Genomic DNA, 25053 nt, shown 5'->3' with positions numbered 1-25053 from the left:
ACGTGACCGAAGCTGAGGAGACCCTCAAGCCTGCTCCCGACATCGAAGCCCTGGAACAGGAGGGCGAGATCGCGGCGGACTACCTGGAGGGCCTGCTCGACATCGCCGACCTGGACGGCGACATCGACATGGACGTCGAGGGAGACCGCGCGGTGGTCTCGATCGTGGGCATCAAGGGCGACGAGCTCGTGGGTCCCGGCGGGGAGGTGCTGGAGGCGCTGCAGGAGCTGACGCGCCTGGCCGTGCACCGCCAGACGGGGGAACGTTCGCGGCTCATGCTCGACGTGGGCGGTTACCGGGAGCGGCGCCGCGCCGAGCTCACCAAGGTGGGCGCCGCGGCGGCCGACGACGTCAAGCGCACCGGTGAGCCGAAGGCGCTCAAGCCGATGACGCCGTTCGAGCGCAAGATCGTTCACGACGCGGTGGCCGCGGCGGGCTTGCGCAGTGAGTCCGAGGGCGAGGAGCCCCGCCGCTTCGTGGTGGTCCTGCCCGCCTGACCGCTTTTCACAGTTCCGACGCGGGGAAGCCGCCGGTCCCGACCTCCGGGACCGGCGGCTTTTCCGTCCTGTACGTCCCTTCCTCGCCCTGCTCCTCAGGCCGGGTCCGCACGGCCGGCCGTCGCCGAGGGGGAAGGACGGTTACCCTTGGCCGAGAGCGTTCCTGGATGAGTGAGTGATGACGGAGAGCAACGAGCTGCCCGAGGCGCCCCCGGTGGCGCGGGAAATCTTCACCGGTGAGGCGTTGGAGCGGGCCCGGGTGTTCGCCGAGTTGCTCGCCGGGCCGGGCGTGGTGCGGGGACTGCTGGGGCCACGCGAGGTGCCCCGCATCTGGGACCGGCACCTGCTGAACTGCGCGGTCGTGGAGGAGGCGGTCCCGCCGGACGCGACTTTGGTCGACATCGGTTCGGGCGCGGGCCTGCCCGGCCTCGTGCTCGCGATCGTCCGCCCCGATGTGACGGTGACGCTGCTGGAGCCGCTGCTGCGCCGCACCGTGTTCCTGTCCGAGTGCGTCGAGGCGCTCAAGCTCGACAACGTGGAGGTGCTGCGCGGGCGGGCCGAGGAGCTCGCCCACAAGCGCGTCTTCGACGTGGCGACGGCGCGGGCGGTCGCGCCGCTCGACCGTCTGCTGTCGTGGTCGATGCCGCTGCTGCACGAGGGCGGGGAGTTGCTCGCGATGAAGGGGGAGCGGGCACAGGAGGAACTGGACGCCGCCCGCCCCCAGTTGGAGTCGTTCGGCGTGAGGCACGTCGAACTGGTCACAGTGGGGCGCGGTAGGGTCGAGCCGCCCGCGACCCTCGTTCGCGTCGTCGCCGGACGGTCTCCGCGAACGGACGCGCGGAGGCGACGAAAGAGGTGAGCCGGTGGCGGACGCCGGATCAGGCGGTGTGACAGCGGGCCTGGGTTGGCCGGAGACTCGGCTCCCCCTACGCTGGGAGATCGCGACAGCAGGCCGGTCCTCCGGGGTGGGCTGGCCTCGTCCCCCTGTCTCGCCGGTCGAAAGGACGACGACCGTGTCCCAGACCCCCCTTAACTCTGGCGATTCGCCGCTGGTACGAGAGGCACTGAGTTCTGTGGTTTCACGTGAAACAGCCGCCGCGCCCCCGCAGGCGGCTGCGCCTTCCGTCGGTTACTCGACGCGCGACGAGGGGGCCTGGCCCCGGCCTTCCCGGTGTCGCGTGATGACGGTGGCCAACCAGAAGGGCGGCGTGGGGAAGACCACCACGGCCGTCAACCTCGCGGCGGCGCTGTCCATGCACGATCAGCGCGTTCTCGTGGTCGATCTCGACCCGCAGGGCAACGCGTCCACGGCGCTGGCGACGGAACACCGGTCGGGGATGCCGTCGGTGTACCAGGTCCTCGTCGACGACATGCCGCTGTCGCAGATCGTGAAGCCGGTCCCCGACATGCCGAACCTGTACTGCGCTCCCGCGACCCTCGACCTCGCGGGCGCGGAGATCGAGCTGGTTCCGATGGTCGGCCGGGAGACTCGTCTGCGGCGGGCGCTCGCCTCGTTCGACGCGATGGAGTTCGACTACATCCTCATCGACTGCCCGCCGTCGCTGGGCCTGCTGACCGTGAATGCCATGGCGGCGGCCCAGGAGGTGCTGATTCCCATCCAGTGCGAGTACTACGCCCTGGAGGGGCTCACCCAGCTTCTGCAGAACGTGGAACTGGTGCGGGCGCACCTCAACCAGACGCTGTCGGTCTCGACCATCCTGCTCACGATGTACGACGGCCGGACCCGCCTCGCCTCTCAGGTGGCCGAGGAGGTGCGCTCCCACTTCGGCGACACCGTGCTCGACGCCGTCATCCCCAGGAGCGTCCGCGTTTCCGAGGCGCCCAGCTACGGCCAGTCGGTCATGACGTACGACCCGGGATCGAGCGGCGCGCTGGCGTACATGGGCGCCGCTCGCGAGATCGCCTACCGCGCGGCGGCCCTCACCGGCGCCTGACCAGGTAACAGCGGCACCCCGGACGGTGCCGCACGGGAGACAGCGGGTGTGCGGCGAGACGTCGCACATGGCGCTGCCTGTGATGGCACCGGGACCGGTGGGAATGGCTTAGGGAGGCCATTGCGCCGGAGCGTGGCCGGCTTCCGCAGGTGCCGGCTTGTGGATGCCACGGCTTTGGGGCGTCACGGCATTCGGACGTCACTGCGCCGGGCAGAAGCTCCGGTCCTCGCGAAGCCCGCTCCGCTGGGCCTTCGCTGCGGTCCTCGCTCCCGCCCGCTCCGCTCCTTACGCCCGGCCCCGTGCCGGGGTCTGGGGGTGGGGCGTGCACGGCTGAAAGCGCGGAGACTCATGGCGGGGCTTCGCAGCGGTACTCTCTCCTGGTGTGCGTGCCGGTGCCCAGTGACCCCGAGTCGCTGGGCACCGCCTTCTGTGCGGGTGCGGGTATGAGGGAGCAGCGGTGAGCCAGCAGCGTCGGGGACTGGGCAAGGGTCTTGGGGCTCTGATCCCCACAGGACCGATCGTCGATCCGGCGTCCGTGGCGAGCGCTCCGCCCGCCGGTCCGCTGTCGTCCGCGCCGGGGACGGACGTGGCGGGCCTGCGTCCGGTCGAGGGCGCCTACTTCCAGGAGATCGAGGTCGACTCCATCTCCCCGAACCCACGGCAGCCGCGGGAGGTGTTCGACGAAGACCGGCTCGACGAGCTCGCAGCCTCCATCAAGGAGGTCGGCCTGCTGCAGCCGGTCGTCGTCCGCGCCGTGGAGGACGGCCGCTTCGAGCTCATCATGGGGGAGCGGAGGTGGCGCGCCTCGCAGATCGCCGGGCTTGAGCGCATCCCCGCGATCGTCCGGAGCACCCAGGACGACGAGATGCTCCGCGAGGCGCTGATCGAAAACCTTCAGCGGGAGCAGCTGAACGCGCTGGAGGAGGCGGCGGCCTACCAGCAGCTTCTGGACGACTTCGGCGCCACCCACGAGGTGCTCGCCAGGAAGGTCGGACGGTCGCGCTCGCACATCAGCAACACCCTGCGATTGCTGAACCTTCCTCCCGAGGTGCAGCGCCGGCTGGCGGCCGGGGTCATCAGCGCCGGGCACGCGCGGGCGCTGCTTACCCTGAACGACCCCGCCGCCCAGGAGCGGCTGGCGACCCGGATCGTGGCCGAGGGGCTGTCGGTCCGGACCGTCGAGGAGATCGTGGCTCTGGGCGAGGCGACCGCAGGGCCGGCTCCACGCAAGCCTCGGGCGAAGAAGCCGACCGCCCCGGCGCTTCGCGACCTGGCCGATCGACTCTCCGACCACTTCGAGACGAAGGTGAAGGTCGATCTCGGCAGCCGGAAGGGGCGCATCGTCGTGGAGTTCTCCACGATCGACGACCTGGAGCGCATCATCGACACGATGGCCCCCGACGCGGCCCACGCGATGCGCACCAGGGGCATCACGGCGGAGTAACCGCAGAGCCTGCGGTAGCACAGGCGGTCAGCCACCGGTTTCACGTGAAACATCGCGCGCCGACGGCCTACTTGCCGGCTATCACATCGCCGCGCGGCCCCCGCTCGCTGCATCCGAGTTCGGTATCTGTCCCTTCGGCGGCAGCCGCGTGAACGCCTCGTCTCGGCAGGCGGCGATCGGGAGGGGACCTTCTGGGGCGGCCGTGTCGTGGTGGCGGGGGCATGTCATGCCCGTCTGGCGTCCCCGGTGTGCTGTGACCAACGATCGCCGTGGAGGAGGGAGCGGAGCGGGCTTCGCGAGGACCGGAGGTTCCTTCCGGCGCAGTGACCGGACCCGGCCAAAGTCCTGGACACCCCACTGACAGCGCTCGCTGTAGGCCCCCAGGGGAGCGCGCGGTCGCCGACCAACTGGCGTCTGAGCGTCCTCGCCGCTCGGGTGCTTGCTGGTCGGAGCAACCCCTCCAGGCGAGCCTGGAGGGGAGTGTTTCACGTGAAACCGAGGGCGGGATCAGCCTCGGGTGGCGGCGAGCTCCAGGAGTCCCTTGCACAGCGTGCCGAGGTCCCGGCCCGCTGCCTCCGTCGCCATCGGCAGCAGAGAGGTCTCCGTCATGCCGGGCGCCACGTTCACCTCGAGGAAGTACGGCTTGCCGTCGGCGTCGACGATGAGGTCGGTGCGGGAGATGTCGCGCAGGCCGAGCGCGGTGTGGGCGGCGACCGCCATACCCGCACACGCCTCGGTGGCCTCGGGGGAGAGCCGGGCCGGCGCGAAGAACTCCGTCTGCCCGGCCGTGTACCGGGCCGCGTAGTCGTACACGCCTCGGTCGGGCACGATCTCCACCGGTGGCAGGGCGACCGGTCCGTCGCCGAGATCCACCACGGAGACGGCGACCTCCACGCCCTGGACGTACCGCTCGATGAGCGCGGTGTCGCCGTAGGCGAAGCAACCGACCATCGCGGCGGGCAACTCCTCCGCCGTGCGCACGATGGAGGCGCCCAGCGCGGAACCGCCGCGCGAGGGCTTGACGAAGAGCGGCAGGCCGAGCCGGTCGATGATGCGTGCGAGCACGGCCGTGGCGCCGAGATCGTGGAACGTCTCCTTGGGCAGCGCCACCGAGTCGGGCGTGTTCAGCCCCCAGGAGCGGACGACCGCCTTCGCCGTGGGCTTGTCGAAGGCGACCCGGCAGGCGTCCGGCGTCGCCCCGACGTAGGGCACGTCGAGGAGTTCGAGCACCGAGCGGATGGCGCCGTCCTCTCCAGCGCCGCCGTGCAGGGTGACGAAGACCGCGTCCGGCGGGTCCGCCAGTACGGCGGGCACGAGGGTGGCGTCGGCGTCGCGCGTCTCCACGTCCACACCGGCCGCGCGCAGGACCTCCGCGACGCGGCGTCCCGACCGGATGGAGACCTCACGCTCGTAGGAGAGCCCTCCCGCGAGGATGAGCACGTGGCCCAGATCGCTCATGGCGCCTCACCGCCGATGCGCTCCGCCGCGGCGCCGGTTCCGGGCCGGCGGTGATCTGTCTCGCCTGGCCCGGGTCGCGTCCCCCTCCACGGACGCGCGGGGGGCGATCCTTGGGTCATCGTTCGCTCGCTCACGAAGAGGGCCTTTCTCGCCTCGAGAAGTCAGTACGGCCAGCCTGAACAGGCTAGTGCCCCGCCCGCGCCGCCGCGTCGCCGCGTCACGTCTCAGACAAGGTCGTACTTGCGCCGGAGCCGCCCATGAGCGGTGCCATGGGCGGCTCCTCCGTCACGTGGGGGCAGCGGCCGTACGTGTCTAGGCGAGATCCGGGCCTGGGGTGTCGACGCCGGCGCGCCCCGGAGTGGAGCCCGTGCCGAACGTGTCCCGCAGCCTGAGCTCCTGCTCGATCACACCGGCCAGGCGACGCACGCCCTCCTTGATGCGCTCGGGCTCGGGGTAGCAGAACGACAGCCGCATGTTCCGCGAGCCGCCGCCGTCGGAGTAGAAGCCGGTGCCCGGCACGAACGCGACCCGCTCGGCGACCGCACGGGGGAGGATCGCCTTGGAGTTGAGCCCTTCGGGGAGCGTCACCCAGACGAAGAACCCGCCGGCGGGGCGGGTCCACGTGCAACCGGGCGGCATGAGCACGTCGAGCGCGCCCAGGAGCGCGTCACGCCGCTCGCGGTACAGCTCACGGAACGACTTGATCTGCTCGCGCCACGGCTGGGTGGCGAGATACTGGCCGACGGCGAGCTGGGTGAAGGACGAGTGCGACAGCACCGCCGACTCCATCGCCAGGACCAGCTTGTCGCGTACGGCGTGCGGGGCGAGGGCCCAGCCGACACGGAAGCCGGGGGCGAGGGTCTTGGAGAACGAGCCGAGGTAGACGACGCCCTCGGGGTCGTCGGCCCGCAGCGCCCGCATCGGCTCCCCGTCGAAGCCGAGCAGACCGTAGGGGTTGTCCTCCACCACGAGGACGCCAGCGCGGCGGCAGATCTCCAGCACCTGGCGGCGGCGCACCTCGTTCAGCGTCACGCCGGCCGGGTTCTGGAAGTTGGGGATCGTGTAGAGGAACTTGATCCGGTTGCCGGCCGCCTGGAGCGCGTAGATGGTCTGCGCGAGGGCCTCGGGGATGAGGCCCTGGTCGTCCATGGCGATGTGCACGACCTTGGCCTGGTAGGCGCTGAACGTTCCGAGCGCCCCGACGTACGAGGGTCCCTCGGCGAGCACGACGTCGCCGGGGTCGATGAAGATCCGGGTGATCAGGTCGAGCGCCTGCTGCGAGCCCACCGTGACGACCACGTCGTCGGCGTTCGCCTCGATGCCCTCCATGCGCATGACCTCGCAGATCTGCTCGCGCAGGGCGGGGTCGCCCTGCCCGGAGCCGTACTGCAGGGCCACCGAGCCGCGCGAGGTGACCAGGTCGGCGACGAGCTCGCTGACGAGGTCGAGGGGGAGCGCGTTGACGTACGGCATGCCGCCGGCGAGCGAGACCACCTCGGGCCTCGATGCGACGGCGAAGAGAGCTCGGATCTCGGAGGCGACCATCCCGGCGGCGCGGGCGGCGTACCTGTCGACGTAGGCGTCAATGCGCGACCCATGGGTCACGTTCGTCCGACCGTGATCAAGCTCTTGTGCCACGGTCCACCTCCGATCACGTAGCCGAGAAATCCAGGGTACGGTAACGCGCCACTCCGATCACAACAGGGTATTGACCATCAAGGGCCCCTTTTCTTGCATTCCCGCACCACTGGTTTCGGCCCGGCCAACCCCTTTAATGGTCGCTCGCGACCGTTGTGGCGCACCCGCTCCCGCCCTTCCGCTGAGTTACGATGCGAGCTGGAGACGCCGTATTCGCGCGCTTTTCTGGCAGGACTCCTGACGGGGATTGGGGCATCACGTGTCGCGTCGGCTGGTCAATGTCACCCTCGACAATCTCGATGACCTGCCGCGTCGGTGCCGGCGGTGCGTGTTCTGGGAGCTCGACCCCGTGAGCGGCGAGCGCGCCGTGGAGGCGGGCGACCCGGCTCTGGAGAAGGAGGCGTGGATCTCGGCGACCCTTCTCGAATGGGGCAGCTGCGGGAAGATCGCCTACGTCGACGGCGTGGCGGCCGGGTTCGTGCTCTACGCCCCGCCGCTGTACGTCCCGCGCTCGGTGGCGTTCCCCACGTCCCCGGTCAGCTCGGACGCCGTGCTGCTGATGACCGCGCACATCGTGCCGGAGTTCACCGGCGGCGGGCTGGGCCGGATGCTCGTGCAGGGCGTCGCCAAGGACCTGACCCGCCGCGGCGTACGGGCGATCGAGGCGTTCGGCGACCTGAAGTGGGAGCAGCCGGGCGGCTGCGTGCTGCCCGCGGACTACCTGCTGTCGGTCGGGTTCAAGACCGTGCGCCCGCATCTGCGCTTCCCCCGGCTCCGGCTGGAGCTCAAGACGGCCGTGTCGTGGCGTGAGGACGTCGAGGTGGCGCTGGAGCGCCTGCTGGGGTCCATGTCCCCGGAGCGGGCCCTGCGGCCCGTCTGAGGGGCTTCCAGGAGTCCCAGGAGCACCGGAGAACGCGGGAGCCCCCCGCGCCGCACGCACGGGGGGCTCTTCGGGTGGTGCCGGCGGAAACGGCGTCAGATGACGCCGTCGAGCTCGCGCAGCAGCATGGCCTTCGGCTTGGCGCCGATGATCTGCTTGACGACCTCGCCACCCTTGTAGACGTTCATCGTCGGAATCTGGAGCACACCGTAGTCCCGCGGCGTGACCGGGTTCTCGTCGATGTTCAGCTTGACGATGGTCAGCTTGTCGGCGTTCTCGGCGGCGATCTCCTCGAGGATCGGCCCGACCTGACGGCACGGACCGCACCACTCGGCCCAGAAGTCGACCAGAACCGGCTTGTCGCTCTTGAGGACCTCGGCCTCGAAGCTCGCGTCCGTCACGCTCTTGATCGCGCCCACGGTATCTCTCCCCTTGCGTGAGTGGTGTGGCGGTGCAGACAACCGCGGGGACGGTCCCCGCATTCCCGATGTCGGGACTCAGGCGTTCAGCGTCAGCCAGCGCTCGGCGTCCAGCGCCGCCGCACATCCGGTCCCGGCCGCCGTGATCGCCTGACGATAGATGTGGTCGACGACGTCCCCGGCCGCGAACACCCCGTCGATGTTCGTCCGCGTCGACGGCGAATCGACCACGATGTACCCCTGCTCGTCCAGATCGACCTGGCCCTTGAGCAGCTCGGTGCGCGGCTCGTGTCCGATCGCGACGAACACGCCGCCCACCGGCAGGTCGGACTCCTCGCCGGTCTTGACGTTGCGTACCCGCACCCCCGAGACCCGCTCCTCGCCGAGCACGTCGGCGACCTCGCTGTCCCAGATGAAGCGGATCTTCTCGTTCGCGAACGCCCGATCCTGCATGATCTTGCTGGCACGCAGCGAGTCGCGGCGGTGGATCACCGTCACCGACTTCGCGAACCGGGTCAGGAAGATCGCCTCCTCCATCGCCGTGTCGCCGCCGCCGACGACCACGATGTCCTGGTCGCGGAAGAAGAACCCGTCACAAGTGGCGCACCACGACACGCCCCGCCCCGACAGCCGCTTCTCGTTCTCCAGCCCGAGCTCGCGGTAGCGCGACCCGGTGGCCAGGATCACCGCCTTGGCGTAGTAGGTGTCGGTGTAGGTCTTGACGACCTTCGGGTTCGCCTCGAGGTCCACCTCGACCACGTCGTCGGCCACCAGCTCGGCGCCGAACCGTTCGGCCTGCTTGCGGAAGTTGTCCATCAGGTCCGGGCCCATGATGCCGTCGGGGAACCCGGGGAAGTTCTCCACATCGGTCGTGTTCATCAACGCCCCGCCGGCGGTGACCGACCCCTCGAAGACGAGCGGCTTGAGGTCCGCGCGCGCGGTGTAGACGGCCGCTGTGTAGCCGGCCGGCCCCGACCCGATGATGATCACGTTACGAACGTCGCTCAACGGACCCGCCTTCTTCGCTCCCGGTTGATGTGCAGTGCCGACAACAGATCCTAGGCCCCGGTCATTCCCGGGCCGGTCCCCGATACGGCGAAGCCCCCCGGAGGTCGCGGGGGGCTTCGTCACTGCTGATGGTACGGCTCGCGCCGCGTGGTCACTTCCAGGAGGCCAGGACCTCGGGCCGCAGCTTGTGGCACTGCGAGTCCACCACGACCACCCGGACGGCGTTGCTGCTCTTGTCCTCCCAGAACGCCATCACCGTGGCCTCGTTGCCGTTGTAGAGGGCCTTGTCGACGCCGATCGGCGTGCGGTCGAGCTCGGTCGAGAACCGCTTGACGCAGGTGTCGAGGTCCTCGTCGTCGTTGGTGCCCGAGCCGGGCGCCACGCCGAAGTAACCGAGCAGCGGCCCGCGCAGCTCGCGGCTGGTGTAGTTGTGGCCGCTCGCGTAGGTCGAGTAGGTCAGCGCCTGCGCCTTGGCCGGGCTCTGGCCGGGTTGGGCCTGGCTCACCACCGGCTGGGACGGCGAGTCGCCGAACGAGAGCAGGCCGGTGGCGAGACCGCCGCTCCCGATCACGACGGCCGCCGCCGCGGCGACCGCGGCCGGCAGCGCCCACGTGCGCCGCCTGGACGCCTTGCGGCCCGCCGTACGCGTTCCGGAGCGGCGCCTGGCCGGCACGATCGTCCCGTCGTCGGCGACGACACCCAGGGGAGCCGCGGTCGCGGCGACCGGCACCGGCTCGCGCTCCGGCTCCACGTGCGTCTCCACATCGGTTTCCGCGGTGGTTCCCACCGGGGTCGCGACCGGAGGCTCGACCGTCTCCCACGGGACGTTCTCCCATGGAGCGCTGTCCCATGGGGCGTCCCGCAGGACGCGGTCCCAGTCCGGAGCCTCGGCGGCCAGCGCCTGGTCGATGCGCCTGGCGACGCCCAGTGGCATCGCCGGCACCGGCAGCGCCGCCAGGACCTCGCGGACCGCGGCCAGGTCGGCGAGGCTCTCCCCGCAGGGGTCGCAGACCGCGAGATGCTCGCGGACCCGCCGGGCCGTGGTGTCGTCGAGGAGACCCTCCGCCAGTTCGGCGAGAACCTCCAGGTCGTAGTGCGTGTCACCCGTCACGAAGTTCTGCTCCCTTCCCGGATGAGACGCGAGTGAGGTCAGATCGGTTCCGCAGATGCGAAAGAATCGGGGCAAGTTTGGCGCGTCCCCGCGCGCAGCGGCTCTTCACGGTGCCCGGCGGGACACCCAGCACCGCCGCCGCGTCGTCCACCGCGTACCCCATCATGTCGACGAGCACGAGGGCCGCCCTCTGGTCGGCCGGCAGCAGCTTGAGCGCCGCCGTGACCTCCAGGGAGACCTCGCGCTCGCCCGCCTGGTCCGTGGCCGGGATCTCGCGCTCCGCGGCCTCGATGAGCTCGTCGTCGGCGACCGGGCGCACCGACTTGCGGCGCATGCGGTCGAGGCAGGCGTTGACCACGATGCGGTGGAGCCACGTCGTGACCGCCGCCTCGCCGCGGAAGCTGTCCGCCTTCCGGTACGCCGAGACGAACGCGTCCTGGACCGCGTCGGCGGCCTCGTCGGGATCGCCGAGCGTACGCAGGGCGACCGCCCACATCCGGTCGCGGTGCCGCCTGACGATCTCGCTGAACGCGTGAGGGTCGCCGCCGAGATGGCGGGCCAGCAGATCGGCATCGGGCATCGCGCGTCGCGCGTGCTCAGCCGTCGGGGGATTGTCTGGTGGGGAATTCACAAGTCCCTGCTATGCCGATCCTGGGGAATGCACCGTTACTTCGTAGATAGTGCCACGATACTGCCCGTTGTAGGAGGGAAGCCGGGTGAACCAGATCAAAACGTACTGACCCGTAGTGGCCTTTTCCGGAGTGAGCGTCACTGAACCCGATGCGCCCTTCTTCTCCGCCACGGTCTTCAACGAGGACAGCTCCGCCGCGTCGCCCACCTTGAGCTGCACCGTCGAGCCGCCCGCGTCGCCCAGGGAGACGACCACGTCGGCGACGGAGACCGGCTTGCCCATGTCGAGGATGAGCCCGACGCCGTCCTTGAGCCGTCCCAGGTCGGCGCTGCTGTAGCTGTCGGTGTGCCAGTCGGTGGACGGCTTGCCGTCGATGGCGAGCGGGGCGATCTCCGGCTTCTCGGCGCGGTCGGAGCCGAGGGGGTCGAACCCGGTCGCGCTCACCGGCTTGACGGTGACCGGCTTGCGGGAGGGGGAGGGAGAGGCGGCGGAGTCCGACTGCGCCACGCCCCTCGGGGTGTTGCCGAGGTTCTTGCCCACGGTCCAGGCGCCCACGCCGACGGCCGCCATCACGAGCAGGACGATGACCGTCAGCAGGATCTTGCTCGCGGTGCCGGTCTGCGGGCGCGGCGGAGGGACCATCGTCATCTGCGGCCCCATATGCGACGGCATGTGGGGCGGCATGGTGGACACGCCCAGCCCGTCCGGCGCCTCGCTGCGCAGGTTCAGCGCGGGCGGCGCGGTGGTGACGGGGGCCGGCGCGGGGCGGGGCACCTCGGCGAGCGCCTCGGCCACGTCGGCCGGAGTGGCCAGCGGCGGCTGCCCCCGTCGCGGCTCCTGGAGCAGAGCGCGGCAGGTGATGGCGTCCAGGTAGCCGGGGACCCCGGCGGTGACCTGCCGGGGCGTGCAGATCCTGCCGTCGTCCAGGGGCGCGGAGGGCAGCCCGCAGTCGAAGTCGCCGGGCCAGTGGCCGGTCAGCGCCGCGTAGAGCAGGCGGCCCAGCCCCTCGGCGTCCTCCCTGGCGGGCTCGTCGCTGCTGAGGTCGAGGATCGCGGCGTCGACGGCGAGCCCGAGGAGCTTGACCGTGCCGCCGCTCGTCCAGACCAGGCGGCCGGGAGTCAGGTGCAGGTGGGTGAGCCCGGCCGCGTGCGCGTGCGCCAGGGCCTCGGCGGCCTCGGCGACCAGGGCCGCGCCGCGCTCGGGCTCGATGGGCCCGCTCTCCAGCAGGTCGAGAAGCGAGTCTCCGCTGACCCACTCGCTCACGACGTACGCCGTGCCGTCCTCGTCGGCCGCGTCGAAGACCTGGGTGAGGCGGGGGTCGGTCAGGCGGCTCGCCAGGCGGGCGGCGGTGACCACCTCCTGCACCCGGGGGAAATCGGGCGCGAACGTGTGGACCGCGACCGGGCGGGCGAGGATCTCGTCCAGGGCCTTCCACAGGGTCGCGCCGCCGGACTCGTGGACCCTGTCCTCCAGGCGGAACCGATCCGCCAGCCGGGTCCCCGGTTCGACCGTGGACATGCTCATGCGGCCGCCCCGCTCCGCGGCCCGTCGGCATGCATCAGCCGATGCCGGGTGGTTCCGCCCACGCCTTCCCGCTTCCGCTCGCCGGTCCGAAACTCCAGATCGCGCCCCTAAGACCTCCTGCCTGCCGCGGTCGCCGAGCGGAGCACCGCCGGGTCGGCGAGACCCCGGAGACGAGCATTCGCGGGGCCGGAATCGGCCCGCGCGGCGCCGCCGCCCGGTCCTCCTCCGCCTCGCGTCGCCCGCCCGGCCGAATCCATCGGTAGGGCAAGATCTACGGGACGTTCCCTGGGTGTGTCTCAACACTCCCTGGCGCACCATGCTAGTGCCGTGCCGCTTGTGCCCGCCTTCCCGATCGAAGACGTCCGAATCGGACTTTCGGGTTACCTTCCAGTTGCCGGTCGTTCTTGAGGACTCTTACCGTCCTACCCGGCCTGCGACAAGTCCAATGATGGAACGGACCTCGGGCACCCGCAGCCGGTGCGCGGCCAGCATGTACAGCATCAGCCCCGCGCCGCCGCCCACCACGAGCACCACGGCCGAGGTGACCGGAGTGATCGAGGTGACCTCCCTGGCCAGCCACAGGACCGCCAGCGCCAGCGCGGCCGCGGGGATGGCCGCCGCGTACATCCGGCCCAGGCCGGCGGTGATCTCCCGGCCGCCGAGCCCGCCGATCTTCCGGCTCGCCAGCACCCACGCGACCCCGGTCAGCGCGACGTACGTGATCAGGTAGGCGAACGCCAGTCCGATGACGATGTACCGGTCGGGGAGCGTGAAGTAGGCGACGAGACTGAGCGACGCGTTGATGACCACGTTCACCGCCGCCATGATCGCGGGGGTGCGGGTGTCGCCGAAGCTGTAGAAGACCCGCAGCAGGAGCTGGAAGATCGAGAACGGCACGAGCGCGACGCCGAACACCTGCAGGACATGGCCGATGTAGATGGCGTTGGCCGTCGTCATGTGGCCCCACGAGAAGATCAGCGTGGTGACCGCCGGGCCGAGCACCATCAGCAGCAGGCCCGCCGGGACGATGACGGAGGAGACGAGCCGAACCCCGGAGGAGAACTCCTCGCGGGCCGTGGCGAAGTCCCCGTCCGCCACGAGCCTGCTCATCCTGGGCAGCATCGCCGTGATCACCGACACCGCGATGATCCCGTACGGGAGCTGGAAGAGCTGGAACGCGTACGCCCACGCGCTGTTGCCGGCGCCCGGCGCCCGGTCGCCCGCGCCGGTGGCGAGCTTGGTGGTGACCCAGAACCCGATCTGGTTGATGCCGACGAAGGCGAACGTCCACACGGCGGTCCTGGCCGCCTCCCCGAGCCCGGTGTTGCGCACCCCGAACCGCGGACGGAACCGGAACCCGGCCCGGTGCAGCGAGACGATCAGCACCAGCGCCTGGGCCACGATGCCCGCGGTGGTGCCGAGCCCGAGCAGCATGAGGTCGCGCTCGCTCACCTTCTCGATGTCGGACGTCCCGACGGCGTAGTAGGCGGCCAGGACTCCCATGACCACGATGTTGTTGAGCACCGGCGCCCACATGGGCGCGGCGAACCTGTCCCGCGTGTTCAGGATCGCACCGGCCAGCGACCCGATCCCGAAGAACGCGATCTGCGGGAGCAGGAACCTGGCCAGTGTGGTGGCCACCGCCACCTTTTCGTCGGACCAGTTCGAGGCGGTGTAGAGCTCCATGATCGGCCGGGCCAGCAGCACGCCGATCACCGCGACGGCCGTCAGCACCACCACGGCCAGCGTCATCAGCCGCTGCTCGAACGCCTGCCCTCCGTCGGGATCCCGCTTCTGCGCCCGTACGATCACCGGTACGACCACGGCGCTGAGGACGCCCTGGAGCAGCAGGTCGAGCAGGATGTAGGGGATCTGGTAGGCCGCGTTGTAGGCGTCGCCGAGGGCGACGGTGCCGATGGCCGCGGCGAGCATCGCCGTACGGACGAAGCCGGTGAGCCGCGAGACCATCGTCCCGGCCGCCATGATCGCGCTGGCCCGCAGCATCCTGCTCATGGTTGTCCTTCGGTTCACGGCGGCCGGAATCGGGTGGCCGCCTTCCTCCAGTGGTCCCAGACTTCAGGGTGGTCCAGAGTACGGCGACCCAGACTACGGCGACTGGGTGCGGTCGGCCGGGACGGCTCCCTGCCGGTCGCCGGGCGGGCTCTCCTCGTCGTTCGGCCCGTCGAACGGGAACGCCTTGCGCGACCTGCGGCGCAGGATGCGCATCACCACGGCGGCCAGCATGATGACCACGGCCGCCCCCACGATGACGAGGGCGATGCCGGTGTAGCCCGTCGCGCGCACGACGACGCGGACCGCGCTGCCGTACTTCTCGTCCCCGTCGGTCAGCAGCTGTACCGAGATGCTCGCATCGCCGCCCTCGTTGCGTACGATCACCGGCACGTTCACGAGCTGGCTGCGCCCCGAGAGGATCCTGGTGGTGGGGGTCACGTAGACCCCTCCGGGGGCGTCGATCGTGAGCCGCGACTTGCTGGCCGAGGTGACCCGGATCTTGATCTGGATGTCCTTGTCCAGGTTGTTGGCCACGCTGACCGGGACCTGGCCGTTGCTTCCCGCGACCGCGCGCGGGGTGTCGAGCACGGACACGTCGTCGATGCGCCCGTCGATCGCCTTCTGCACCTGTCCGGCGAAGGACAGCGCCCGCTTGCCGTCGTCCCGCCAGGAGGCCGAGGCCAGCCGGAGTATGGCCGTGTGGAAGACGTCCGTGTGCTCCTCGGTGACGGTGGCCACGGCGTCGGCCTTGCGCTCCAGCTTGCGTACGGTGGCGAGGTAGGAGCGGCTCAGTTCGGCCTGGCGGTCGTGCTCGGTGTACGTCAGGTCGCCGCGCGGCACCCCGGCCCGGCCGGGCTTGACCGATTCGAGCGAGGTCATGCGCAGCCAGGGGGCGCTGGAGGCGGCCTGCAGGAGGCTGGAGACGAACGCCGGGTCGGGAGTCCACAGATGTGACTCGGGAGCCGCGATCACCGTGCGCGTGGCCGTCTTCGCGGTCGTGCCCTGGCCGGTCTGGCCGGTCTGCCCGAACTGACCCGTCTGCTGGGTCTGCTGCTCGAAGGCGATCATCGCGGTCTCGGCGAGGAACCGCTGCCGCGCGAGCATCGCGGCGCCGGGGGCGGACACGTTCCCGCCGAGGACCTCGCTGAGCGTGGGGTCGGCCAGCAGCGCCGTCAGCGGGTTGTCCGCGACGGTGTCGAGCCTGGCCGCCGCGTCGGGAGTGGTCTGCGCGGGCGGGGGAGCAACGGGCTGTCCGTTCTGCGGCACGTCCTGCCCCGTGTCCTGCCCAGTGGCCCGCGGCGGCAGCGCGTCGCCCGACAGCAGCACGGACGTCACACCCGACATCGCCAGTTCGTCCACCGCGTCGCGGTCGATCTTGCCGCCGGCCGGCCACGCGGTGGTGCCGTGGATCTGCCGGCCGAGCAGTTCGCTCGCGAGCGACGCCCCGCGCTGGATGGACGCCGCGGCCTGCTTGTCGAGGCCGTGGTGGACCAGCGCGGCCACGTCCGGGTCGGCGTACGGCGTGGCGACGACGGTCTTGTCCGTCAGCGCGCTGCGCAGGCCGTTCAGCCACTGGCCCGCGGCCGGGTCGGCGTTCTTGCGCGTGCCGCGCACGCTCCTGGTGCCGGAGGACAGGACGCGGACGTCGTCGAGCAGGGCGGGGTCGACGAACCAGGTCACCCCGTCGCCGGTGTCCTGCGCGGTCTGGAGCAGCGACGCCAGGCGGCCGGAGGCGAGCGAGGCGGACAGGTCGTCGTCCATGAACGTCGCGTCGTCGGCGCGGTGGGGCCGGTCCACGATCGGCAGGGCGACGGCCAGCTTGACCTTGGGGATCTGCTCGCCCTTGGGGGCGTACGTCAGGAAGGTTCGCTCGATTCCGAGCCGCTGCCCGGTCGCCGCGTCGGTCACCTCGATCTCGAAGGGATAGACCCCGGGCCGGGGCATCCCCAGCTCCCCGGGGGTCACGGTGAACCGGAAGGGCAGCTTGCCCGACTGGTCGAGCGGCGTGGCCTGGACCCTGGTGCTCCAGTTGGTGGTGGCGTACCCCTGCTCCGACAGGTAGGCCGCCATCTCGGCGCGGGAGGCGAACGGCCGGCCGCGGGAGTAACGGACGGCGACCCGCACGGAGGACCCCGGCGTGCCCGAGAAGGACCCCGAGACCGTTATGGGGGCGGTGGCGACGCGCACGACCTCCGGCGTGATCTCGCTGACGAGGAGCGGATCGGCCGGAGCCGCGGCCGCGGCACGACCCGGAGGAGGAGCCGCGACAGCCGTACCGGCCATGCCCGCGGGGGAGGCGAGCAGGGCGGTCAGCAATGTCAGCAGCGCGGCCTTACGGATCATGTGCCGGCCGGCGGTGAGGTACGGCGCACGTCCAGAATGCTATTGGCTACGCGGTCCGCATAGGACTCACGAGGCTCGCGAGACCCCTCCGCTGGGTGGCGGTCAGGTCGACGGGCTTGGCCGCCACCAGGTCGAACAGGTGGATGGCGCGCACTCGCAACGCGGTGCGGCGCTCGCCGGTCGCGGTGTGGACGACCTCGTCGGGATCGACGCGCTCCATCAGGCGCTGGTCCACCAGGACGGTCAGATCGTCGGGCAGCAGCAGCGGGCAGACCAGGCCGTGCGCGTAGTCGGTGGCGGAGTTGACGGTGAAGGCGGACGCGGGGGTTACCCTGTGGGCGCGCAGGACGGCGCCCACCGCCGCCGGCCCGGGACAGGAGTTCACCGCGCTCACCACGGCCACCTCGTGTGTCCGCCCGCGCGCCGACACCTCGAACAGCGACACGCACAGGCACGTCTCGGGAGTGACCCCCAGCACCTCGGGAAGCTCGTCCGAGCATGTCAACGGGCGCGGAAGACGTACGATCTCATGGTGGATCTGGTGGGCGAGGAGCCAGCGGTGAATCGCGAGAGCGTCTTTCATCTCGTGTGCTCCTTGCGTCGTCCAGCGCCCCCGAACCGTCCGTGGCCTGGTGATCGCTAAGTGTGTCTCCCCTGGGTGACACCCGAACACCGGGGCCGTCGGGGGAGAGTTTCTGTTCCGTGACCGAAGGACCTACCCAGCCTTGTCCGTTTCAAATCTGAGCGACAGCCAGCAGCGCGCCGTGAACGAACTGTTCCGCCGGATCGCCCCGGTCGCCGATGAGCTCGGTGAGCTGTTCTCGGCCCGGGGGCACGAGCTGGCCCTGGTCGGCGGTTCCGTTCGCGACGTCCTCCTCGGCCGCGCGAGCAAGGACCTCGACCTGACCACGGACGCCCGCCCCGAGCGGGTGCTGGAGATCGTCAAGGACTGGGCGGACGCCGTCTGGACGATCGGGATCGACTTCGGCACCGTCGGCGTCCGCAAAGGCGGCTGGCTGCTGGAGATCACCACCTACCGCAGCGAGTCGTACGACCCCGCCTCGCGCAAGCCCGAGGTGATGTACGGCGACTCGCTCGAGGGCGACCTCGCCCGGCGCGACTTCGCGGTCAACGCCATGGCCGTCCGCCTGCCCGGTCACGAGTTCGTCGACCCGTACGGCGGGCTGCCGGACCTCGCGGCCAGGACGCTGCGGACGCCGGGCAGGCCCGAGCAGTCGTTCGACGACGACCCGCTGCGGATGCTGCGGGCGGCCAGGTTCGCGGGCCAGCTCGGGTTCACCGTGGCCCCCGAGGTCGTCGAGGCCATGACCGCGATGTCCGGCCGCATCGAGATCGTCTCGGCGGAGCGCATCCGCGACGAGCTCGACAAGCTGATCCTCGGCGCTTACCCGAGGGCCGGGCTGGCGCTGCTGGTGGAGACCGGGCTCGCCGCCCACGTCCTGCCTGAGCTGCCCAAGCTGCGGCTGGAGATCGACGAGCACCACCGGCACAAGGACGTCTACGAGCACACGCTGATCGTGCTGGAGCAGGCCATCGGGCTGGAGACGGCCGGCCCCGACCGGGTGCTGCGGTGGGCGGCCCTGCTGCACGACATCGGCAAGCCGAAGACCCGGCGCAACGAGCCCGGCGGCCGGGTGTCGTTCCACCACCACGAGGTGGTCGGCGCGCAGATGACCAAGAAGCGGCTCACCGAGCTCAAGTTCCCCAAGGACGTGGTGTCCGACGTGTCCAGACTCGTGGAGCTGCACCTGCGCTTCCACGGCTACGGGACGGGGGAGTGGACCGACAGCGCCGTCCGCCGCTACGTCCGCGACGCGGGACACCTCCTCGAACGCCTGCACAAGCTGACCAGGGCCGACTGCACCACCCGCAACAAGCGCAAGGCGCAGGCCCTGTCGCGCACCTACGACCAGCTGGAGGAGCGCATCGCCCGGCTGGCCGAGGAGGAGGAGCTGGCCAAGATCCGGCCCGAGCTGGACGGCAACGAGATCCAGGAGATCCTCGGCGTGCCGCCGGGACCGGTCGTCGGCAGGGCCTACAAGCACATGCTGGAGGTCCGCATGGACCAGGGCATGATCGGCAAGGACGCCGCGCGGGAGGCGCTGCTCGCCTGGGCCCGCGACAACGGGATCCTGGCGTAAGTGGACGCCGGGGAGGTCCTCCGGCTGGACCGGGAGCACGTCTGGCACCCGTACACGGCCGTGCCGTCGGGCGTGCCCGTGCACGTCGTCCGCCGGGCCGGCGGCGTGCGGATCACGCTCGGCGACGGCCGTGAGCTGATCGACGGCATGGCCTCCTGGTGGGCGGCCATCCACGGGTACAACCACCCCCGGCTCAACCGGGCCGCGCGCGACCAGATCGACGACATGGCGCACGTCATGTTCGGCGGACTGACCCACGAGCCCGCCGTACGGCTCGCGCACCGCCTGACCGGGATGACCGGGCTCGACCGCGTCTTCCTCGCCGACTCGGGTTCGGTGGCGGTCGAGGTCGCGATCAAGATGGCGGTCCAGTACAGCGGGCGCTCGACCCTGCTGACCGTGCGGGGCGGCTACCACGGCGACACGTTCGCCGCGATGTCGGTATGCGACCCGGTCAACGGCATGCACCACCTGTTCACCGGGATGCTCCCGCGGCACGTCTTCGCGCCGGCGCCGCCGCACGACTACGGCCGCCGTCCGGCCCCGGCCTCGGAGTCCGGCCCCGACGAGGCGTACCTGGCGGAGCTGACCGCGGCCGTCGAGGCCCACGCGGACCGGCTCGCCGCGATCATCGTGGAGCCCGTCGTGCAGGGCGCGGGCGGCATGCGGTTCTACCACCCGGCCTACCTGAGGCGGCTGCGCGACCTGGCCGACGAGCACGGCATCCTGCTGATCGCCGACGAGATCGCCACCGGCTTCGGCCGTACGGGGGAGATGTTCGGCTGCGACCACGCCGGGATCAGGCCGGACATCATGTGCGTGGGCAAGGCGCTCACCGGCGGATACATGACGCTCGCCGCCACGCTGTGCACCGCGCGGGTGGCCGACCGCATCGGCGTGCTGATGCACGGCCCGACCTACATGGGCAACCCGCTCGCCTGCGCCGTGGCCGGCGCCTCGCTCGACCTGCTCGCCGAGCGGCCCTGGCGGGAGGAGGTCGCGCGCATCGAGGCCGCCCTGCTCGACGGTCTCGCCCCGGCCGCGGACGCCCCCGGCGTACGGGACGTGCGGGTGCTGGGCGCGATCGGCGTGATCGAGACCGACCAGCCCGTCGATGTCGCGAAAATTCAGGACATCGTGATGGAGCACGGCGTGTGGCTGCGCCCCTTCGGCCGCCTGATCTACACGATGCCGCCGTACGCCTGCACACAAGAGGACGTCGCCCGCATCGCCGGCGCGATGGTCGCCGCCACGGCGGCGCTCTGAACCAGCAGGCGGCGTCAGTCGGCGCCGTCAGTCAGTGGCGGGGACCGGCGGCCTGCGTACGGCGGAGGGCAGGATCATCCGGTACACCACCGCGCCGAGCAGGTAGCCGACGCCGATCACGGCGAGCGCGAGATAGGACTTGCCGTCGGGCGGCAGCAGCGCCGCCGCGAGCACCGCGCCGAGGACCGTCATGACGTTGAACAGCATGTCGTACACGGAGAAGGCACGGCCGAGATAGGCGTCCTCCACGTCGCGCTGCACGACGGTGTCCGCGCAGATCTTCACGCTCTGTCCCGCGACGCCGATCACCAGCCCGGCGACGAGGAACGCCCACTCCTGGAACGTCGCGCACAGCGCGAACTCCAGGACTCCACAGGTCACGAGCATCATCGGGACCCAGGACTCGATGCGGACCCGCTCGGTGGCCCACGGGGTGACCACCACCGCGGCGAAGCTTCCCGCGCCGACGGCGCCCAGCACGAGCGCGATTCCCTTCAGCGCGTCATCGGGGTCGGTCGTGAAGTGGTAGCGGTAGAGCATCGCCACCGCCGCGGTGGAGATGCCGAACATGAGGCGGTGCGTCGCGATGCCGCCGAGGGCCGCCGCCGCGGAGCGCCGGTGCGCGATGTGCCGCGCGCCGTCCACCAGGCCGGCGAGCACGTGCCGTACGGCCTCGCGGGCCTGCGGGCGCTCCGGGTCGTACGCGGGGCCGAGCAGGGAGCGCTCCATCGTCCGCGCGATCAGCGCGCTCAGCCCGTAGACGAGGCCGGAGCAGACCAGCAGCACGGCCACGCCCCTGTCGTCCGACCCGGCGATCACGCGGAGCGCGATGCCGGCGCCCGCCCCGACGAACGTCGCCACCGTGCCCGAGGTGGGCGTGACCGCGTTGGCCATCATCAGGTGCTCGGACGGCACGACATGGGGCAGCGACGCGCTGAGAGCCGACAGGAAGAAGCGGTTGACCGCGAGGACGCCGAGCGCCGCCGCGTAGAAGACGGCGTCGGAGGCCCCCGCCGCGACGAGGCAGGCGGCCAGCACCAGCAGCGTCCCCCGCACGACCGGCGCGATGACGAGGATCTGCCGCCTCGACCAGCGGTCGATGAACACCCCGACGAAGGGCCCGAGGATGCTGTACGGCAGGAGCAGCACCGCGAGGCCCGCCGCGATTGCGGTCGCGCTGGCCTGCCGTTCCGGGCTGAAGACCGCGTAGCCGCCGACGGCGAGCTGGAAGATCCCGTCCGAGAACTGCGAGACGAGCCGTGTGGCGAAAAGCCGCCGGAAGTTGCGGCCCTGGAGGACCACCCGCAGATCGGAGACGTAGGACACGGCCACAGCCTACGCGGACGATCACGTCCGGGCATCAGGATCAACCCTGATAAAGCCCCCTACGTCTCACTCGCATCAAGGTGATCACGTACTCTCGCAGAGTGACCTCACAGGAACATGTCGTGCTGGTCGACGGCGAGGGCAACCCGATCGGCACCGCTCCCAAGTCCACCGTGCACGGCGCCGAGACGCCGCTGCACCTGGCGTTCTCCAGTTACGTCTTCGACCACAGGGGCCGCGTGCTGCTGTCGCGGCGGGCGGGCTCGAAGCTGACCTGGCCCGACGCGTGGACCAACAGCTGTTGCGGGCATCCGCTGCCGGGCGAGCCGCTGTCGTCGGCGGTGATCCGCCGCCTCGGGTTCGAGCTGGGCCTGGCGGTCGAGTCCGTCGACCTGATCCTGCCGGGCTTCTCCTATCGGGCCGTGATGGACAACGGCACGGTGGAGAACGAGCTGTGCCCGGTCTACCGAGCCGTCGTGACCGAAGAGGCCGCGCCCAACGCCGAGGAGGTGGGCGAGGTCCGGTGGGAGCCCTGGACGCGCTTCGCCGCCGAGGTGATGAGCGGGGAGCTGGACATCTCGCCCTGGGCCCGGGAGCAGGTGCCGCAGCTCGTCGCGCTCGGGCCGGACCCGCTGGCCTGGCCGGTGGCCGACGCGGCGGCCCTGCCGCCCGCCGCGCGCCCGCTCAGCAACCGCTGAGGCACGCAGGCACGCAACCGCCCCGGTCCGCATCGAGCGGAGCCGGGGCGGGACACGCGGTGGACGACGAGCGTCAGCGCTCGAGCTCGCCGCGGATGAACTTCTCGACGGCCTCGCGGGCGTCGTCGTCGGAGTACTGCTCCGGCGGCGACTTCATGAAGTAGGACGAGGGCGACAGCAGCGGGCCGCCGATGCCCCGGTCGAGGGCGATCTTGGCCGCGCGGACCGCGTCGATGATGATGCCGGCCGAGTTGGGCGAGTCCCAGACCTCGAGCTTGTACTCCAGGTTGAGCGGGGTGTCGCCGAACGACCTGCCCTCGAGGCGGACGTAGGCCCACTTGCGGTCGTCCAGCCACGGCACGTGGTCGGACGGGCCGATGTGGACGTCGGCCTTGGCCATCTCGTGCGGGATCTGCGACGTGACCGACTGGGTCTTGGAGATCTTCTTGGACTGGAGGCGGGTGCGCTCCAGCATGTTCATGAAGTCCATGTTGCCGCCGAAGTTGAGCTGGTAGGTGCGCAGCAGCTCGACCCCGCGGTCCTCGAACAGCTTGGCCAGCACACGGTGCGTGATCGTGGCGCCGACCTGCGACTTGATGTCGTCGCCCACGATCGGGACGCCGGCCTCGGTGAACTTCGCGGCCCACTCCGGGTCGGAGGCGATGAAGACCGGCAGCGCGTTGACGAAGGCCACCTTGGCGTCGATCGCGCACTGCGCGTAGAAGCGGTCGGCCTCCTCCGAGCCCACCGGGAGGTAGGACACCAGGACGTCGACCCGGGCGTCCTTGAGCGCCTGGACGACGTCGACCGGCTGCTCGTCCGACTCCTCGATGATCTCGCGGTAGTACGTGCCCAGCCCGTCGAAGGTCGGGCCGCGCTGCACGGTGACGCCGAGCGGCGGCACGTCGCAGATCTTGATCGTGTTGTTCTCGGAGGCGACGATGGCCTCCGACAGGTCGCGGCCGACCTTCTTGGCGTCCACGTCGAAGGCCGCGACGAACTCCACGTCACCGACGTGGTAGTCACCGAACCGCACGTGCATGAGGCCCGGCACACGGGTGCCCGGATCCGCGTCCTTGTAGTAGTGGACGCCCTGCACCAGTGATGAGGCGCAGTTGCCCACACCGACGATGGCTACGCGCACCGAACCCATAGCACTCGCTCCTTTACCTATCTGCCTCGGGCGTGTCCGCCCTCTGGGTCTCTTCCTGTACGGCTTGCGCGGGATCCGGGGGGTGATCCCCCTCGCCGGGAGCCGAACGGCTCCGCCGTTCCGAGTCGATCAGCTCGTTCAGCCAGCGGACCTCGCGCTCGACCGACTCCAGCCCATGGCGCTGGAGCTCAAGCGTGTAGCTGTCCAGTCGCTCTCTCGTACGGGCGAGAGCCTCACGGACGCGGTCGAGGCGTTCTTCCAGGCGGCTGCGGCGGCCCTCCAGGATCCGGAGCCGCACCTCCGCCTCCGTGTGACGGAAGAAGGCGAAGTGGATACCGAAGCTCTCGTCCTCCCAGGAGGACGGGCCCGACTGGCTGAGCAGCTCCTGCAACCGCTCCTTACCCTCCGCCGTGATCTTGTAGACGATCTTCGACCTGCGGCCGAGGACCGTGTCCTCAGGGGGCTCCTCCTCGGCGATGAGGCCCTCGTTGAGCAGACCCCTGAGGCAGGGATACAGCGAGCCGTAGGAGAACGCACGGAACATGCCGAGCAGCGTGTTGAGCCGTTTGCGCAGCTCGTATCCGTGCAAGGGCGTTTCGTGCAGCGATCCCAGGACGGCGAGCTCCAGCACACCTCCACGAGAGCCCGTCACTGGAACCACCCCCTGTGTCCGACCGATGTATCGACTCGATACATCCGCAGGATACGTCGGGGCGTCATAGATGGCAACGGGTCAACGGTTGGGCAAGATTTGGCAAAGGGCCGTAATCTGGCCACATGTGGTCACAGCGGTCGGTCGTGGACTACGGCCTCGCTAAGCGGGCGGCCGTGCAGTCCGTCCGCGCCGGCCGCATGCGGGCGCGGGACGTGTGCGACGCCCACCCATACCTGCTGCGCGCGGCTCGGTACCACGGAGAGCCGACGAGTCGCATGTGCCCCATATGCGAACGAAGGAACGTGACCAACGTCACATACGTATATGGGGATGAACTAGGACGAGTAGCCGGCCAGGCAAAAGGAACGGCCGAGCTCACCGCGATGGCCCGGGAATACCGCGAATTCCGGGTCTACGTCGTGGAGGTCTGCCAAGGTTGTTCCTGGAACCACCTGGCGGTCTCGTTCGTCCTCGGAACAGCCGATCCCCCGGGCCCTTCTCTGTAGGGCGACCTCCACCTCCAGGAGGACCGCCCGCCGGCCTGCCGGCCGACGTCGATCAATTCCCCGAACCATCTGACGAGGACGCGTGACTTACAGCAGCTACGGACCGGAGCCGACCGGCCGTCCCGAGGACGCCTCGGGCTCCGGTGGATCATCCCGCCCTGGGCGCCGTCGTCGCTCGCCCCGGGAATCCGACGAGTACGGCGAGCCCGCTCCGCCGCGACAGCCCGGCAGAGGACCCGCCCCACAGCCGCCCCCGGCCGCCCGGCCGGCCGGACCCGAGCAGCGCCGCCGGGAGGCCGCGGCCTTCGAGGACACGGCGGCCATGAACGCGGTGCCGCAGGGACCGGCACAGAGACCGGAACAGGG

General features: G+C 70.7%; 22 protein-coding genes. 9 read left to right on the top strand and 13 right to left on the bottom strand.

Annotated elements, in window-relative coordinates; all coding sequences use genetic code 11:
* The first annotated feature begins 2 nt into the window (after positions 1 to 2).
* The 4 genes from Msi02_RS28690 (at position 3) to Msi02_RS28675 (ending at position 3896) form a co-directional block, all read left to right on the top strand.
* Positions 3 to 497 carry a Jag family protein gene (locus Msi02_RS28690; protein ID WP_030508592.1) on the top strand — a complete coding sequence of 165 codons (495 nt, stop codon included), beginning with the start codon at positions 3 to 5 and terminating at the stop codon, positions 495 to 497.
* Between the two features lie 178 nt (positions 498 to 675).
* Positions 676 to 1356: a 16S rRNA (guanine(527)-N(7))-methyltransferase RsmG gene (gene rsmG, locus Msi02_RS28685; protein WP_079314212.1), complete on the top strand. Its 681-nt coding sequence runs from the start codon at positions 676 to 678 to the stop codon at positions 1354 to 1356.
* A gap of 322 nt (positions 1357 to 1678) precedes the next feature.
* On the top strand, positions 1679 to 2452 hold the full coding sequence (locus Msi02_RS28680) for a ParA family protein (RefSeq protein WP_204051130.1): 774 nt from the start codon (positions 1679 to 1681) through the stop codon (positions 2450 to 2452).
* A 457-nt stretch (positions 2453 to 2909) separates the two neighbouring features.
* On the top strand, positions 2910 to 3896 hold the full coding sequence (locus tag Msi02_RS28675; protein ID WP_204051129.1) for a ParB/RepB/Spo0J family partition protein: 987 nt from the start codon (positions 2910 to 2912) through the stop codon (positions 3894 to 3896).
* Positions 3897 to 4403: 507 nt separating this feature from the next.
* Here Msi02_RS28675 and Msi02_RS28670 read toward each other — a convergent pair.
* Together Msi02_RS28670 and Msi02_RS28665 are read right to left on the bottom strand one after the other, a co-directional pair.
* Positions 4404 to 5354 carry a D-alanine--D-alanine ligase family protein gene (locus Msi02_RS28670; protein ID WP_204051128.1) on the bottom strand — a complete coding sequence of 317 codons (951 nt, stop codon included), beginning with the start codon at positions 5352 to 5354 and terminating at the stop codon, positions 4404 to 4406.
* 312 nt (positions 5355 to 5666) lie between these two features.
* Complete coding sequence (locus Msi02_RS28665; protein ID WP_204051145.1) at positions 5667 to 6899, bottom strand: aminotransferase-like domain-containing protein; 1233 nt, start codon at positions 6897 to 6899, stop codon at positions 5667 to 5669.
* A gap of 442 nt (positions 6900 to 7341) precedes the next feature.
* Between Msi02_RS28665 and Msi02_RS28660 the strand changes: the two genes are divergently transcribed.
* Positions 7342 to 7872 carry a GNAT family N-acetyltransferase gene (locus Msi02_RS28660; protein ID WP_229806152.1) on the top strand — a complete coding sequence of 177 codons (531 nt, stop codon included), beginning with the start codon at positions 7342 to 7344 and terminating at the stop codon, positions 7870 to 7872.
* Positions 7873 to 7967: 95 nt separating this feature from the next.
* Here Msi02_RS28660 and trxA read toward each other — a convergent pair whose 3' ends face one another.
* From trxA to Msi02_RS28620, 8 genes are all read right to left on the bottom strand, one after another.
* Positions 7968 to 8291, bottom strand: a complete 324-nt coding sequence (gene trxA / locus Msi02_RS28655; protein ID WP_030508599.1) for a thioredoxin — start codon at positions 8289 to 8291, stop codon at positions 7968 to 7970.
* Positions 8292 to 8369: 78 nt separating this feature from the next.
* On the bottom strand, positions 8370 to 9299 hold the full coding sequence (gene trxB, locus Msi02_RS28650; protein WP_204051127.1) for a thioredoxin-disulfide reductase: 930 nt from the start codon (positions 9297 to 9299) through the stop codon (positions 8370 to 8372).
* A gap of 151 nt (positions 9300 to 9450) precedes the next feature.
* Positions 9451 to 10410 carry an anti-sigma factor family protein gene (locus tag Msi02_RS28645; RefSeq protein WP_204051126.1) on the bottom strand — a complete coding sequence of 320 codons (960 nt, stop codon included), beginning with the start codon at positions 10408 to 10410 and terminating at the stop codon, positions 9451 to 9453.
* A complete protein-coding gene (gene sigM / locus Msi02_RS28640; protein WP_204051125.1) occupies positions 10400 to 10990 on the bottom strand; it encodes an RNA polymerase sigma factor SigM in 591 nt (196 codons plus the stop codon). The genes Msi02_RS28645 and sigM overlap by 11 nt, the downstream gene beginning before the upstream one ends.
* A gap of 60 nt (positions 10991 to 11050) precedes the next feature.
* Positions 11051 to 12565, bottom strand: coding sequence for a protein kinase family protein (locus tag Msi02_RS28635; protein ID WP_204051124.1), 1515 nt, complete (start codon positions 12563 to 12565; stop codon positions 11051 to 11053).
* 414 nt (positions 12566 to 12979) lie between these two features.
* A complete protein-coding gene (murJ, locus tag Msi02_RS28630) occupies positions 12980 to 14578 on the bottom strand; it encodes a murein biosynthesis integral membrane protein MurJ (protein WP_204051123.1) in 1599 nt (532 codons plus the stop codon).
* A 93-nt stretch (positions 14579 to 14671) separates the two neighbouring features.
* On the bottom strand, positions 14672 to 16921 hold the full coding sequence (locus Msi02_RS28625) for a hypothetical protein (RefSeq protein WP_204051122.1): 2250 nt from the start codon (positions 16919 to 16921) through the stop codon (positions 14672 to 14674).
* Positions 16922 to 16967: 46 nt separating this feature from the next.
* The gene (locus tag Msi02_RS28620; protein WP_079314220.1) at positions 16968 to 17504 is read right to left on the bottom strand and encodes an aminoacyl-tRNA deacylase; all 537 of its coding nucleotides are present in this window, start codon (positions 17502 to 17504) and stop codon (positions 16968 to 16970) included.
* Between the two features lie 142 nt (positions 17505 to 17646).
* Here Msi02_RS28620 and Msi02_RS28615 point away from each other — a divergent pair, with 142 nt between their 5' ends.
* Together Msi02_RS28615 and Msi02_RS28610 are read left to right on the top strand one after the other, a co-directional pair.
* Positions 17647 to 19083 (top strand): CCA tRNA nucleotidyltransferase, encoded by a 1437-nt coding sequence (locus Msi02_RS28615; protein WP_204051121.1) that lies wholly within the window; start codon positions 17647 to 17649, stop codon positions 19081 to 19083.
* Positions 19084 to 20349: an adenosylmethionine--8-amino-7-oxononanoate transaminase gene (locus Msi02_RS28610; RefSeq protein WP_204051120.1), complete on the top strand. Its 1266-nt coding sequence runs from the start codon at positions 19084 to 19086 to the stop codon at positions 20347 to 20349. It abuts the gene before it with no gap.
* A gap of 27 nt (positions 20350 to 20376) precedes the next feature.
* Here the strand turns inward: Msi02_RS28610 and Msi02_RS28605 are convergent, their stop codons facing one another.
* Positions 20377 to 21675: an MFS transporter gene (locus Msi02_RS28605; RefSeq protein ID WP_204051119.1), complete on the bottom strand. Its 1299-nt coding sequence runs from the start codon at positions 21673 to 21675 to the stop codon at positions 20377 to 20379.
* Between the two features lie 101 nt (positions 21676 to 21776).
* Between Msi02_RS28605 and idi the strand changes: the two genes are divergently transcribed.
* Entirely contained in the window at positions 21777 to 22373 is a 597-nt protein-coding gene (gene idi, locus Msi02_RS28600) for an isopentenyl-diphosphate Delta-isomerase (protein WP_079314223.1), read from the top strand.
* Positions 22374 to 22446: 73 nt separating this feature from the next.
* Here the strand turns inward: idi and Msi02_RS28595 are convergent, their stop codons facing one another.
* Together Msi02_RS28595 and Msi02_RS28590 are read right to left on the bottom strand one after the other, a co-directional pair.
* Entirely contained in the window at positions 22447 to 23526 is a 1080-nt protein-coding gene (locus Msi02_RS28595; protein ID WP_079314224.1) for an inositol-3-phosphate synthase, read from the bottom strand.
* 13 nt (positions 23527 to 23539) lie between these two features.
* Positions 23540 to 24178, bottom strand: coding sequence for a PadR family transcriptional regulator (locus Msi02_RS28590; protein WP_030508612.1), 639 nt, complete (start codon positions 24176 to 24178; stop codon positions 23540 to 23542).
* Between the two features lie 125 nt (positions 24179 to 24303).
* On the opposite strand from Msi02_RS28590, the gene Msi02_RS28585 reads away from it, so the two are divergent.
* Positions 24304 to 24687 carry a DUF5318 family protein gene (locus Msi02_RS28585; protein ID WP_204051118.1) on the top strand — a complete coding sequence of 128 codons (384 nt, stop codon included), beginning with the start codon at positions 24304 to 24306 and terminating at the stop codon, positions 24685 to 24687.
* Positions 24688 to 25053: the final 366 nt, after the last annotated feature.

The sequence above is a fragment of the Microbispora siamensis genome, from assembly GCF_016863095.1.
Classification (GTDB): domain Bacteria; phylum Actinomycetota; class Actinomycetes; order Streptosporangiales; family Streptosporangiaceae; genus Microbispora; species Microbispora siamensis.
This window is presented reverse-complemented; position numbering and strand designations above follow the sequence as displayed.